Annotated in this window: 13 protein-coding genes and 1 rRNA gene; 8 read left to right on the forward strand and 6 right to left on the reverse strand. The window is 60.8% G+C overall.

Annotated elements, in window-relative coordinates; translation table 11 throughout:
- A 5S ribosomal RNA gene (gene rrf / locus MHX63_RS08305) occupies window positions 1–108 on the forward strand; the annotation flags it as partial.
- A gap of 90 nt (window positions 109–198) precedes the next feature.
- Window positions 199–1,710, forward strand: a complete 1,512-nt coding sequence (locus MHX63_RS08310) for an MFS transporter (RefSeq protein WP_239388096.1) — start codon at window positions 199–201, stop codon at window positions 1,708–1,710.
- 18 nt (window positions 1,711–1,728) lie between these two features.
- Here the strand turns inward: MHX63_RS08310 and MHX63_RS08315 are convergent, their stop codons facing one another.
- Window positions 1,729–2,571 carry a pseudouridine synthase gene (locus tag MHX63_RS08315; RefSeq protein ID WP_239388097.1) on the reverse strand — a complete coding sequence of 281 codons (843 nt, stop codon included), beginning with the start codon at window positions 2,569–2,571 and terminating at the stop codon, window positions 1,729–1,731.
- Window positions 2,572–2,766: 195 nt separating this feature from the next.
- Here MHX63_RS08315 and MHX63_RS08320 point away from each other — a divergent pair, with 195 nt between their 5' ends.
- The 3 genes from MHX63_RS08320 to MHX63_RS08330 all read left to right on the forward strand — a co-directional run bounded on the left by MHX63_RS08320 (window position 2,767) and on the right by MHX63_RS08330 (window position 4,894).
- The gene (locus tag MHX63_RS08320; RefSeq protein ID WP_239388098.1) at window positions 2,767–2,922 is read left to right on the forward strand and encodes a hypothetical protein; all 156 of its coding nucleotides are present in this window, start codon (window positions 2,767–2,769) and stop codon (window positions 2,920–2,922) included.
- Window positions 2,923–3,084: 162 nt separating this feature from the next.
- On the forward strand, window positions 3,085–3,996 hold the full coding sequence (locus tag MHX63_RS08325) for a universal stress protein (RefSeq protein ID WP_239388099.1): 912 nt from the start codon (window positions 3,085–3,087) through the stop codon (window positions 3,994–3,996).
- 154 nt (window positions 3,997–4,150) lie between these two features.
- The gene (locus MHX63_RS08330) at window positions 4,151–4,894 is read left to right on the forward strand and encodes a TetR/AcrR family transcriptional regulator (RefSeq protein ID WP_239388100.1); all 744 of its coding nucleotides are present in this window, start codon (window positions 4,151–4,153) and stop codon (window positions 4,892–4,894) included.
- Here MHX63_RS08330 and yidC read toward each other — a convergent pair.
- Complete coding sequence (gene yidC / locus MHX63_RS08335; protein WP_239388101.1) at window positions 4,891–5,820, reverse strand: membrane protein insertase YidC; 930 nt, start codon at window positions 5,818–5,820, stop codon at window positions 4,891–4,893. The two genes, MHX63_RS08330 and yidC, sit on opposite strands and share 4 nt — an antisense overlap.
- Window positions 5,821–5,899: 79 nt before the next feature.
- Between yidC and MHX63_RS08340 the strand changes: the two genes are divergently transcribed.
- Together MHX63_RS08340 and MHX63_RS08345 are read left to right on the forward strand one after the other, a co-directional pair.
- On the forward strand, window positions 5,900–6,700 hold the full coding sequence (locus tag MHX63_RS08340; RefSeq protein ID WP_239388102.1) for a class E sortase: 801 nt from the start codon (window positions 5,900–5,902) through the stop codon (window positions 6,698–6,700).
- Window positions 6,701–6,874 carry a hypothetical protein gene (locus tag MHX63_RS08345; protein ID WP_239388103.1) on the forward strand — a complete coding sequence of 58 codons (174 nt, stop codon included), beginning with the start codon at window positions 6,701–6,703 and terminating at the stop codon, window positions 6,872–6,874.
- Here the strand turns inward: MHX63_RS08345 and MHX63_RS08350 are convergent.
- The 4 genes from MHX63_RS08350 to MHX63_RS08365 all read right to left on the reverse strand — a co-directional run bounded on the left by MHX63_RS08350 (window position 6,864) and on the right by MHX63_RS08365 (window position 10,511).
- Window positions 6,864–7,433, reverse strand: a complete 570-nt coding sequence (locus MHX63_RS08350) for a DUF2020 domain-containing protein (protein ID WP_370644181.1) — start codon at window positions 7,431–7,433, stop codon at window positions 6,864–6,866. The two genes, MHX63_RS08345 and MHX63_RS08350, sit on opposite strands and share 11 nt — an antisense overlap.
- 51 nt (window positions 7,434–7,484) lie before the next feature.
- Complete coding sequence (locus MHX63_RS08355) at window positions 7,485–7,829, reverse strand: Lsr2 family protein (protein ID WP_239388105.1); 345 nt, start codon at window positions 7,827–7,829, stop codon at window positions 7,485–7,487.
- A 214-nt stretch (window positions 7,830–8,043) separates the two neighbouring features.
- The gene (locus MHX63_RS08360; RefSeq protein ID WP_239388106.1) at window positions 8,044–9,822 is read right to left on the reverse strand and encodes an alkaline phosphatase; all 1,779 of its coding nucleotides are present in this window, start codon (window positions 9,820–9,822) and stop codon (window positions 8,044–8,046) included.
- 62 nt (window positions 9,823–9,884) lie between these two features.
- On the reverse strand, window positions 9,885–10,511 hold the full coding sequence (locus MHX63_RS08365; protein ID WP_239388107.1) for a DUF6474 family protein: 627 nt from the start codon (window positions 10,509–10,511) through the stop codon (window positions 9,885–9,887).
- A 401-nt stretch (window positions 10,512–10,912) separates the two neighbouring features.
- Here MHX63_RS08365 and MHX63_RS08370 point away from each other — a divergent pair, with 401 nt between their 5' ends.
- On the forward strand, window positions 10,913–12,352 hold the full coding sequence (locus MHX63_RS08370; protein WP_239388183.1) for a TM0106 family RecB-like putative nuclease: 1,440 nt from the start codon (window positions 10,913–10,915) through the stop codon (window positions 12,350–12,352).
- The last annotated feature ends 5 nt before the right edge of the window (window positions 12,353–12,357 follow it).

The following is a 12,357-nucleotide window of genomic DNA, read 5'->3' on the forward strand; positions in this document are numbered from 1 at the left end:
GTTAGCGGTGGGGTCACGCCCGGTCCCTTTCCGAACCCGGAAGCTAAGCCTACCTGCGCTGATGGTACTGCACCTGGGAGGGTGTGGGAGAGTAAGTCACCGCCGGCACTAAAACTAAAGATTGAGGGAGTGTGTACGTGTTTCTACGTGCACACTCCCTTTTTTCATGCCCATTTCCGTATTGCTAAAGTCTCATTCATGAATACACAGCCAGCACCCGCCACACCCCTACAACGCTGGCTGCTTCTTGCCACAGTTGGCGTAGGCATCACCATCATTACGATCGACAACACCATCCTCTACACGGCGCTCCCCAGCCTCGTCGAGGACCTCGGCGCATCCAGCACCCAACAGCTCTGGATCGTCAACATCTACGCCATCGTGATCGCCGGCTTACTACTCGGCACCGGCACCCTCGGGGACAAGATCGGCCACCGACGCATGTTCGTCGCAGGCCTCATCATCTTCGGCCTAGCCTCGCTCATCGCGGCCTTCGCGCCTACCGCCGGAGTCCTGATTCTCGGCCGCGCCCTCCTAGCCGTAGGCGGCGCAACGATGATGCCGTCCACGCTATCGCTCATCCGACTTACCTTTACAAACCCGGCCGAGCTGAATCTCGCCATCGGCATTTGGGGAAGCCTCTCAACCGTTTCCGCCGCCCTCGGCCCGATCGCCGGCGGACTGCTTTTGGAACTGTACTGGTGGGGGTCCTGTTTCCTGATTAACGTTCCCCTCGTTATCGCAGCCCTTATAGCCGTGCCCTTCGTCGCCCCGAAGGATCAGCCACGGCCGGACAAGCATTGGGACTTCATCTCCTCCCTCTACGCGATGATCACCCTGGTGAGTGCCGTCATGCTCATCAAGGAGGGCAGCCATTCCCCGCAGAATTGGCCCGTCATTGGCCTGGCAGCCGTCATGCTCATCCTTGGCGGTTGGGCCTTTACACGGCGTCAGAACGGGCTAGAGCAACCGCTCATCACAATGGACATCTTCCGTTTCCCCGCCTTCCGCGCCGGCGCCCTGGGAGCCGCCTTGTCAATGTTTGCCCTCGCTGGCCTGCAGTACGTCATTACGCAGAAGTTGCAGCTCGCCGACGGCTTATCCCCGCTGCACTCCGGCGTGTACGTGACCTTTGCGGCTCTGGGCGCCTTGTTCACGTCAATCTACGCCGGTGCCCGCCTAACGCGCTTCGGCATTCGGCGCCTTATTGCCGGCGGTTTCGGGCTGGCCACCATTGGTGCGGCGATCGTTTGTCTTTATGGTTTTTGGGGATCGACGCCCCTTCTTCTCAGCGGCCTATTTATTAAGGGCATGGGGCTAGGCGCGGTGATGGCGGTAGCCTCCATTGCGATGATCTCTGGCGTGCCCAGCCATCGCGCAGGCATGGCCTCCTCTATAGAGGAGGTCAGCTACGAGTTCGGTTCTCTGTCTTCCATCGCTATCCTCGGCAGCCTGGTCACGGCCTTCTACTCGGCGTTGATCACTCTGCCAGCTGAAGTTCCTGTGGAAGCAAAGGAAAGCTTGCATTCGGCTGTGCACATTGCGCACTTCTCGCACGCCAGCTGGGCCGACCCGTTGCTAGCGGCTGCAGATACTGCTTACTCTCACGCCTTCGCACTGATCACCGCCCTGGTCGTGGTGACATTGGCGGCCGGTTGCCTCTATACTGCCCGAATCCTGCGCGGTGTGACCGTGGAGCTGCAAGACTGATCCATGGTCTATGGCTCGCTAGAAGCGGCTGATGAACTCCCTTTCCTGGCCGCTCAATGGGTCGGGGAAGCGGAGCTCCTTGGCAATAAGGCCCATGGGGGCGGCAAAGTCCTCGTCCTCCACGTAGACCGGGCGGGGCGTAGGGGCATCAATAGAGAAGAGTGCCGCATCCGTGAGCTCGGTGTACAGAGGATCGTTCAGGATCGGCAACCCCAGCGAGCGAAGGACGACGCGAAGCTGGTGGGTCTTGCCAGTGCGCGGTTCCAGGCGCCACACCAGGACATTACGGCCGTCGCGGTGCTCTGTACGCAGTCCCGTGACCAGGGTAAAGGCATTGGGTGGGCCGTCGGTGAGGATGGTGCTGAGGTGCCCGCGAGTCTTGGACATGGTGTGCTCCAGCCGCCATGGACGCTCCGGCGTAGGAGGATCCCACGAGCGCCAGTCAGCTAGTCGGGGGATGGGGGCGAAGGGAGCCTCCGCGGGCAGGGGAGTCAGCGCCTCGTAGACCTTGTGAGGAATGCGGCGCTCGAACATCGTCTGGTAGGCGCCGCGCACCTCCGGGCGGGCGGTCATCAGCAGCACTCCGCGGGTCAGGCGGTCGAGGCGGTGAGACGGGGACAGCTCCGGAATGCCGAGCTGCACACGAGCCTTGACCAGCGCGGTTTCGGTAATGTGCTGGCCACGGGGGAGGGTGGCTAGAAAAGGGGGCTTATCCACCACGACGATATCCGCATCCTGGTGTAGCATCGCAATCTCCCCGGGGACGGTGCGCTCCGGGGCGGGACGGCGATAAAAGTTGATAAAGCTTCCGGGGCGCAAAACGTCATCCGGGGCAAGCGGCTCACCTGAGTCAAGGCACACTTCTCCTGCGGTAAAGCGCTCTAAAACGGCGCTAAAATTATCATCTTCTGCGCGGTGGCGCTGGGAGGAAATAAGGTGCCACAAAAAATCTTTTGCCACCCACGGCGTGTCGGTGGCTGGGGGAACAAGAATCCGCGTAGGATTTAAGCCACTTTTTACTGGTAAAGGTCCCATCAATCCGTTATGCTACCCGGCATGGATATTGCTGCAATTACCGGTTCCCTGTCTAACCTGTTCAAGAGCGAGCTTGGCGGTGTTCTGCTGAACATCTTCCGCGTGCTCCTCGAGTTCTTCTCCCCGTCCAACGCGCCCGGCGCTGAGGACGTTCCGCTGCCCGGCACCCAGGCCTAGTCCCTCAACCTAAAATCTAAATTCCCACCCAAAGGGTGCCCGATTTGTCCCGAAAAGAGGGGCAAATGGGCACCCTTTCTGCATTGATTGGCGCTTTTAAGGATAATGGGAAGTGGTAGAGGATCAATCAAATAATGCCCTTGCAAGGAAGGATCGTTTCCCATGGCTACCACGAGCGATAAGGAAATCATCGTCGCAGTTGATGGCTCTGATGCCAGCAACGAGGCCGTTAGGTGGGCTGCGAACGCCGCCCTGAAGCGTAAGCAGCCGCTGAAGCTGGTGAGTGCTTACACCATGCCGCAGTTCATGTACGCCGACGGCATGGTTCCGCCGCAGGAGCTATACGACGAGCTCGAGAGCGAAGCCGGCGACAAGATTGATAACGCCCGCAAGATCGTCACCGACTTCAGCGCCGACGTTGAGGTCAGCTACCTGGTCAAGGAGGGTGCCCCGATCGATACTCTCCTGGATCTCTCCGAGACTGCGGAGATGATCGTCATGGGGTCCCGTGGCCTGGGTGGCCTCTCCGGCCTGGTTATGGGTTCCGTCTCCAGCGCTGTAGTCTCCCACGCCGAATGCCCGGTCGTGGTTGTGCGCAAGGACAACGACGTCACCGTCGATAACAAGTACGGCCCCGTCGTGGTCGGTGTGGATGGCTCCGAGATCTCCCGCCAGGCATTGAAGATCGCCTTCCGCGAGGCAGAGGCACGCGGTGCCCTGCTGCGCGCCGTTCACTCTTGGATGGACACGCAGATCCACACCACCTACGTTGGCCTGGTGGATGCTCAGAACCAGATGGATCGCATGATCGTCGAGCGTCAGAACATGATGGAAGACGAGCTGAAGGAGCTCATCAAGGAGTACCCGAGCGTACAGGTCGAAGAGATCGTGGAGCGCGAGCGCCCGGTACAGTCCCTCACCGAGGCGGCCAACGATGCGCAGCTGCTGATCGTCGGCTCCCACGGCCGTGGCGGCTTCAAGGGCATGCTGCTGGGCTCCACCTCCCGCACCCTGCTGCAGTACGCACCGTGCCCGATGATGGTTGTCCGTCCGAAGGACAATAAGCGCAAGTAAGCAAGCGCAAAATAACACAGATCCTGTAGAGTCCAATGGGCTCTACAGGATTTTGTAGACTTATGCGAGTAAGCGTGCCCAAGGCCGACAGCCAGAGATGGCGATGGTGATGGCGATGGCGATGACAAGGAAGACAAAGATAAGGAGAAAGTAGATGGCAACGGCAGAGGATAAAACCCGCACGGCGGGCTCCGCGGCCTCTACTGACTCCTCGGCCAAGGCAGCGGGCGCGAAGACGGCCAAAAAGGTCGCGAAGAAAACGGCCAAGAAAACCAGTAAGGCGACTAAGCAGACAGCGCGCTCCAGCCGCCGCAACCGTCCCGGACCGCGCCAGCGTCTGCTGGCAAGTGCGACGAACCTCTTTACCACGCAGGGCATCCGCGTGATCGGCATCGACCGAATCCTGCGCGACGCAGACGTGGCGAAGGCCAGCCTGTATTCCCTGTTTGGATCGAAGGACAATCTAGTTGTTGCCTACCTGCAGGAGCTGGATCAGAAGTGGCGCGAGGACTGGCATGCGCTGGCGGATCAGCGTGAAAAGCCGGAGGACCGCATCATCGCGTTCTTCGACCTGTGCATTCAGCAGGAGCCAGACAATAACTTCCGTGGCTCGCACTTCCAGAACGCAGCCAGCGAATACCCGCGGCCCGAGACCGACTCGGAGCAGCGCATCCGCGACGCAGCGATGGAGTACCGCCGCTGGTGTCGCGACACGATGGCCGAGCTACTCACGGAACGCTTTGGCTATGCCTCGCAGACGCTGGCCGACCAGCTGATGGTGTTCATGGATGGCGGGCTTAACGGCGCGAAGATGTCCCGCAACACCGTGCCGCTGGAAACCGCTAGAGGCCTGGCGAAGCAGCTACTGCTGACGGCGCCGATGAGCTACAACATCTAGCTATTTCGCTTGGCCTTCCGCTCCAGCTTCTTCTCCTTCTTTCGCTCGACCAGCTGGTTCTTCATCACCTTGTGGTGCTCCAGGAACTCCTCAGAGTAGGGAATCTTGCGATCCAGGATCCGCTGAATGGTGATCGTCTGGGTGGTAGTCCACAGGTTGTTGCCCACCCAGTAGATCATCAACGCGACCGGGCCGACTGCGCCCAGGGCAATGGTAAACGGAGCAAGCAGGACGATGGGACCGATCAGCCACATCAACTTCAGCAGTCCGCGGGCCAAACCTGAGTTGTGATCCACCGTGAGGTAATTCCGGTACATGGAATAACCCCAGTTAGATGTGGTGAAAATCGCCGCCAGAATAGCCATGGGGAACACTACCCAAAAGACCTGCTCTTGCGTGGTGTGGATTTCCGCGAACTGCGAATCCGACATCTGCGCGTAGGCGGCCATAGGCACCCCGAAGAGCTTTGCGGAAAGCAGTGACTGGACTTCCTCGGCATTCAGAGGGCCAAAGCCGTTGACGGAAGCGTTGATCTCTGGGTCCGGGCTGGTGACGTGAATGAGCATGCGGTACAGGCCAATCAGAACCGGAATTTGGATAAGCGCGGGAATGCAACCGTCGGAGAAGCGATACTCGTGTTCCTTCTGTAGCTCGCGCCGCCTCTTTGCCAGCTCCTTGCGGCCTTCCGCCGATTTATCGTCGCTGTATTCCTGTTCCAGCCGATAAACCTTTGGTCGGATGTTAACCAAAATACGGCTGGAATAAGACTGTCGGTAGACGAAAGGCAAAAGCAGCGACCGAACGGTAACAATCAGAAGCACAAGTGCCAGCAACCAAGATTGCGCTGCATCCCAGCCAAGAATGTCGGCAAAAAGGTAATGCCATGCCTTCAGGAATAGGGCAACGGGATACTCGACAATCTTCATGGAGGAGAGCTTACCCGCCATGAGAGATAGCTGCGGGATACGGTGGGGAAACGCCCCAGAACGTAGTACGATGTGACGCATGGCGCGACACCGACGAAAGGCGAAAACACGACTCGACCCGATTAGTGTTTTCGGCGAAATCCTCATCACGTTTGGTGTCCTCGCCTTGCTCTTCGGCTTCTGGGATGTTTTTTGGACGGATGTTCAATCCGGCCGTCAACAAGCCGCCGTCGCCCAGGAGCTGGATGATCAGTGGGATGAAAAGAACCCTCGTCCGCTGACCGAACCGGCTGAAGGCGCCGCCTTTGCCCGGCTATATGTCCCCTCCTTCGGCTCGGACTTTAACTTCTCCGTGGTCAAGGGTGTGGCCGACGAGGATCTGACCAAGGGGCCGGGCCACTACCAAGACACTCAGGCGCCGGGTAAACCCGGCAACTTCGCCATGGCCGGCCACCGCGTGGGACGCGGTTCCCCCTTTAACGACCTAGGGCTTCTGAAAACCTGCGATTCCGTGGTGGTGGAAACCGCCGGCAGCTGGAATATCTACCGTGTGCTGCCGATCGACGTAGCCCCGGGCGAGCGTCAGGCAGCGGCAGAGAAGTGCATGGACTCAGAGCTGGCGCAGAAGATCTCCAGCGGTGAATACGCGGGCGTCAACGGTCGTTATATCACTACCCCGAACGACATCAACGTGATCAACCCCGTCCCTGGCCAGGAGCGCATCGAGGTGCACCCCAAGGTCGATGCGGCGTTGCTGACGATGACGACCTGCCACCCGCAGTTTTCCAACAAGGAGCGCATGATCGTCCACGCGGCGCTCGTCCGTTCGGAGCCGAAGAAGGGCGGAGAACTGCCCGAGGAATTGACGGAGGGAGCTTAAATGTACGCGATGCTGTGGCGTAACCTGCCGGGCCCCTGGTGGATCAAACTGTTGATCGTTCTTGTGCTGCTGGCGGGCATCTTCTTCCTGCTCATGGAGGTCGTGTTCCCGTGGGTCGGACCGATGATGCCCTGGACCGATGTGGGGGTCTCGGAGGGACTACTTAGAGCTTGAGGTTCTTGATCGTCTCCTCGGCGATCTTCTGAGCCTTGACGGACTGTTCCTGTGCGGTGGTGACCACCACGGCGGTTTCGTCCTTCCACACCGCGTACACTGCGCCGGATTCCTCGTCGCCACCACGGCGCCCGCCGCTCCACCCCTCCGGGTCGAGGGCCTTCAGCGTGGAATCGATTGGCGCGGCATGGTCCACTACCGCGATCGCATCGGAGTTGGTCCGCATGTGGCGCACCATTACCGTGGCCTGCGGGTAGTCCTCGTATGACCAAAAAACGCAGGCGGGAGGGTCGAAGCGTTCGTCCGTTCCGGTTCCGGTGAGGCGCTGGCCGTTGGTGTTCTGCAACCATTCGCCGTCTAGGTAGGGGCAGACCTCCTGGCCGCCCTGGCCCACTGGCTCCGGGGCGGCGTCAATCGGCAGCTCGGTTCCCTTCACTGGGTCGACGGTGCGTTCAGCGGAGGTTTCTGAGGTCGGCTCTTCGTCTCCCGTGTCCCCACAGGCGCTAACGCTAAAAGTTAGCGCGGTGCCTGCGACCAACGCTAGGGATGCTCTTTTTATCTTGTGACGCCCCAACTTCGGAAACCTCGAATCTCTTAAAATGAAAAGCGTTTACTTGCCCTGAGCCTTTTCAAACTTTTCGATTACGTCGGCGGAAATACGGCCACGCTCGGAGACTGGAACGTTGTTTTCACGTGCCCATTCGCGGATCATACGGTTGCGCTCCGGATTGGTGTTCCGGCCAGTGGCGCGGCGTCCGACACCACTTCGGGTCTTACGGCGAGCAACCTGAATGTAAGGCTCCAAGGCCTTCTCAAAAGCCGTCCGGTTCTTGGCGGACAAATCTAGGGTGTAATCAATTCCGTTGACGCTGAAATCAACAACATTGACTTCGTCTTCGGAAAGTGGGGCATTGTCCAGATCATCAAAGAACTGGGTAATTTCGCGGCGTGCCATCGGAACATTCCCTTCTTCCAGGCGTTTGTTGGCTTTACTTAGTTAAATCCTTTCGCATCCTAGTTTAACGCATTAAAGGCAGATGTTGATGAGGTGATTTGTTTAAAGTTAAATCATCTGCAAAGGTGCTGGAAAAGGTGGCGTCATTAAGAAAAGAATAATTAAAAATACCCCCAGGTGTGTGCCTGAGGGTAATAAAGCGCCTAAACGCTTTTTAGCGAGCGGAGTGCTTAGCCGGGTCGATGCGCACGTTGGAAGTGTGAATGCCCTCGCCCCATTTGGTGGTGGCGGCCTTGCCGAAGTGCAGCGGCTGGTTCGGCTTCAGCTTGCCGTCCGGAGCCAGGAAGATCCAGTTAGCGTCCACCGCATCCTTCGTTACACGCACGACCGTGTAGCCGTGGGAGTCGAAGTCCAGGTACTTCACGTGGCGGTTCATGTTGGTGAAGGCGTACTCCACGGTGTGGGACAGTGCGTTATCCTCCGGCAACTTCAGAATGTCGTCGATGTTGGAGGAGGTAACGGAGGTGCAGACAATCTCCACGCCTGCGGTACCACCGTTCGGGTAGGTGCCCGGCTTGGCCGGAATGTCGTTGGCCCAGGAGGAGTGGATGTCGCCGGTCAGCCAGACCGTGTTGCGGATCTTGTTGTCCACCAGGTACTTGATCACGCGGCGACGCTCTGCGGCGTAGCCATCCCACTGGTCGAAGTTGTAGGGCATGCCCTCTTCCGGCAGTCCCAGCAGCTGGGTGACGGCCTTGGTGGCCTCCGGATCCAGCGGCGGAATCAGAACTGGGCTGAACATGACGGAGTTGCCGATGAAGTTCCAGCGTGCCGTCGAGGTGGATAGCTTCTTGGTCAGCCACCCGAACTGCTCGGAGCCCAGCATGGTGCGGGAGTTGTCATCGGTCTTGCGGGCAGCGGTGAAGCCGGGCTTTTCGTTGCGGTAGGTGCGCAGATCCAGCATGTTCAGCTCGACCAGGTTGCCGAAGGACAGGTTGCGGTAGATGTGGCCCTTCTCGGACAGCGGGGTGGCGCGGATCGGCAGCCACTCCAGGTAGGCCTGCATGGCGGCGTTGCGGCGGGCGATGAAGTCACCCTCCTTGTCCGGCTGGTGGTTCTCCGCACCGTGGGACCAGTTATCGTTGGCGACCTCGTGGTCATCCCAGGTGACGATCCACGGGCACGCAGCGTGCGCGGCCTGCAGGTCCGGGTCGGTGCGGTGCTGAGCATAGCGCTGGCGGTAGTCGGCCAGGGAGACGATCTCGTTGGCCGGCTCGTGCAGGCGGACGGAGCCGGTCTTACCGGTGTACTCGCCACGCGGGTACTCGTAGATGTAGTCGCCGACGTGCAGCGCGTAGTCGATGTCGCCGCGCTTGGCCATATCGCGGTAGGCGTTGAAGAAGCCAGCCTCCCAGTTGGAGCAGCTAAACAGCGCGAAGCGCAGCTCGGACACGTCGGCACCCTTGGCGGGGGCGGTGCGAGTCTTGCCGACCGGGGAAGTCTGCCCCTTGCGGGGGCCGTCGACGGTGGTGAAGCGGTAAAAGTAGCCGGTGTAGGGCTTCAGGCCTCGAGCCTCTACCTTCACGGTCATGTCGCCGGCAGGCTCAGCCTTCGCTGTGCCGGAGGTGACGATCTGGGTGAACTTTTCGTCGCTGGCGACCTCCCACTTGACGTTGGTGGCCTGGCCTTCGCCGTCACCTGGGTAGTCTTTTTCGTTGGAGGTCACGCGGGTCCACAGCAGTACGCTATCCGGGTATGGGTCACCGGAAGCAACGCCGTGCTGGAAGGCTGCCTTGCCCATCTTCTTGTTGATGGGCGGGTTCGGGCGCTTGGCGGAACCCAGCGGCGCGGCGGAGGCGGTGGAGTTGGCGGCAACGGCGCCGATGCCGGCGGCAGCTGCACCGGCCGCACTGGTCTGTAGGACTTGGCGGCGGGTGAACTGGCCGGACTGGGCCGGGGTGGGGGTGGAGTTTTCCTGAGGCTCGTTCGTCATAGCCTAATGAAACCACGCGTAAATGGGTTTCGCTTGGTGAGATCCCCCAGCTTGGGCTAGCCCTACTTGCGCTTGGCCTTAATCTGGGCTTCCACCAGATCCAGCTCGTTGGATACGGAACGCAGCACACGCTTCGCCTGGCCGTCGTTCATGGAGCGGGAGTTTTCGACGGCCGTATCCAGGTCGTCCATCCGCTCGGAGATGTCCTTAGCGAAGCCGGTCGGCACTCCATCGCCCAGGGACTTGCGGATTTTCTTGATGCGCGCCTGCTGCAGGCCGCCATCGCCAGGGAACTGGGCGGTTGCCTTGGTGGCCAGGCCGCTGCGGCGGGCCGCGGAGCTGTTGGAGGCCTCTTGCAGGGCGGTTGCGCCACGGTAGAACAGCGGGATTGCAAAGGGGGCGGCTGCGCGGGCAGCGCCGGCGATCTTCAGCACATTCTTGGCGTTGAAGCGACCGGCCTTGATCTGCTCCAGCGAAGCCTTCGCCATCTTCTCGTTGTGCTTGCGCTGAGCCTTGAGCTCCTTGGCGTCCATCTTGCGCACCTGCTTGGCCGTCTTGCGCAGGTAGGCCTCCTTGCGCTTCTCCAGCTTCGAGTCGGCCTTTACTTGTGCCTTGGCGCGAACCTTCGCTGCCTTCTCGATGGCCTTCTTTTCCTGACGGCGCTTGCGCATACCGCTGAGCAGTCCCATGTCACTCCGATGCGAATTGATCTGTCTTACTGTTCAACCAGATTACTTAAGAAACATCTTTACTGTACTTGCTTCACTGTACTTCGACACCCCGGGGCGGAAGGCTTAACCCTCTGGGGAGACGCACTGCCTGTCCGGTGGACGCGCTAGGCTTAGAAACTATTGTGAGCCTGCCTGAAGATCTTCCGCCGCTCGGCCCTAGCGACCTCGTGGGCTGCCGCCACCGTGCGGCACTGCGGCGTCAGCACAAACAGCGCCACCAAGAGCAGCGGAAACCATCGGCCAACCCGCGCATCCACATCGCACGGGACCTCGAGGCCTATGTGGAGGCCGTCCAGCACAAAGCCAACGCGGCGCTCCGCCGAGAGCAGGTGTTTCGGCGCTTGCCGAGTAAACCGCGGATGGGCGACAAAGTGTTCCCCACCAGGGTGGATATTGACCCCAGCGAGTCTGATACCGCCGTCGAGCAGACCCTGGAGGCGCTAGCTTCCGGCGCTCGACTGATCACTCGCCCCGTGCTGGCCGAAGGCCCATTTCGGGTGGAGTTGGACCTGCTTGTTCGCGCGGACCGTGGCAAGGGGGTCGACGAGTTTATGCAGTACACGCCCGTCGCCATTTCCTCGCACTCCGTGGCTCGTCGCGCCCGGGCCACACAGCTGGCGGATTGCCGCGTGACGGACATCGGTGCCCTGGGGCTGGCAGTGCCGGCGCCGACTGACTTCCGCCACCGCGCCACTGCGGGGGATGCCCAGAAAGTGGCCATCGCCCACGTCGTACTGCGGAAGTGGGGTTTCGCCGCCAGCACCGTTGCACTTATCGGTCGCGCCGGGCCGGGCAGGCCACGCTGTTTCTTTTTTGACGCCCCCTCCGTGCTCCCCGGGCTGCAGGCCGCGTTGGAGGAACCGATACCAACCGGGCCGCGCAGGATCAAGGAATGCCAGACCTGCGAATTCCACAATCTCTGCCGGGCCCAATTGCTGCAGGCGCAGGAGATCAGCCTGCTGCTGCCGGGGGATAAAGCCCGCAAGTGGCGAGAGAAGGGAATCGAAACTCTCCCGCAGCTGGCGGCCTCTGGGAACGGAGAACAGGCAGAGCTGGCGCAAGCCTGGATGGATGGGCAGGTGGCCTTGCGCCGCCCGAAGAAAGATTGGCTGGAGCAGCCGGAGCTTTGGGGCGGTGGCGCGCGAAGCGCCGCCGGGGCCTTGCGCGACTGGGTGGAGATTGACGTGGACATGGAGGCCCACCCCAACCGCGGCACGTTCCTCTGGGGCACCTTCGATGGCTCGCGCTACATCGGGTTCGGGGACTTTAGCCGGGATGGCGATGAAGGCCAACACGTTGCCGAGTTCTGGCATTGGCTGCAAACGCAGAAAAAGTGCGCCCTGGGGGAGGGAAAGAATTTCCAGGTGTGGGTGTATGCCGCGCAGGGGGAAAACTACTGGCTGCGCCACGCCGCCGAGCACTTTGGCGGGCGCCGCTACACGGTCGCGGGCACTAACGTAAAGGTGACCATGCCCACGCTGGAGGAGGTGAATGCCTTCATCGCCTCCGAGCACTGGTGCGACTGCTTCGGCCTGGTGAAAAAGGCACTGGCACCCACGGACTCGCTGGGGCTAAAGACGATCGCGCCGCTGGCGGGGTTCGAGTTCAGCCAGGCGGGCATCAACGGCAAGGCGGCGGTGGAACTGTTTGAACAGGCCATCGGCGGATCCCGTAGTACGGCGCAGGCGGCCAGGCGTAAGCTGGAGCGCTACAACGCTGACGACTGCGTGGCGACCGCGGCGGTTCGCGCGTGGCTGCGCCGGGGCGCGCCGGGATTGCGGGAGCTGCGGCGTCAATAAGAAAG

It is taken from the genome of Corynebacterium sp. ACRQK, assembly GCF_022345965.1.
Lineage (GTDB): Bacteria > Actinomycetota > Actinomycetes > Mycobacteriales > Mycobacteriaceae > Corynebacterium.

Bases quoted from the DNA above. Each gene is read 5' to 3' on its own strand.
- yidC (WP_239388101.1), bottom strand. From the start codon at position 5,820: ATGAAGATTGTCGAGTATCCCGTTGCCCTATTCCTGAAGGCATGGCAT.
- MHX63_RS08345 (WP_239388103.1), top strand. From the start codon at position 6,701: ATGTACGCGATGCTGTGGCGTAACCTGCCGGGCCCCTGGTGGATCAAA.
- MHX63_RS08330 (WP_239388100.1), top strand. From the start codon at position 4,151: ATGGCAACGGCAGAGGATAAAACCCGCACGGCGGGCTCCGCGGCCTCT.
- MHX63_RS08340 (WP_239388102.1), top strand. From the start codon at position 5,900: ATGGCGCGACACCGACGAAAGGCGAAAACACGACTCGACCCGATTAGT.
- MHX63_RS08355 (WP_239388105.1), bottom strand. From the start codon at position 7,829: ATGGCACGCCGCGAAATTACCCAGTTCTTTGATGATCTGGACAATGCC.
- MHX63_RS08320 (WP_239388098.1), top strand. From the start codon at position 2,767: ATGGATATTGCTGCAATTACCGGTTCCCTGTCTAACCTGTTCAAGAGC.
- MHX63_RS08365 (WP_239388107.1), bottom strand. From the start codon at position 10,511: ATGGGACTGCTCAGCGGTATGCGCAAGCGCCGTCAGGAAAAGAAGGCC.
- MHX63_RS08325 (WP_239388099.1), top strand. From the start codon at position 3,085: ATGGCTACCACGAGCGATAAGGAAATCATCGTCGCAGTTGATGGCTCT.
- MHX63_RS08310 (WP_239388096.1), top strand. From the start codon at position 199: ATGAATACACAGCCAGCACCCGCCACACCCCTACAACGCTGGCTGCTT.
- MHX63_RS08370 (WP_239388183.1), top strand. From the start codon at position 10,913: ATGGGCGACAAAGTGTTCCCCACCAGGGTGGATATTGACCCCAGCGAG.
- MHX63_RS08360 (WP_239388106.1), bottom strand. From the start codon at position 9,822: ATGACGAACGAGCCTCAGGAAAACTCCACCCCCACCCCGGCCCAGTCC.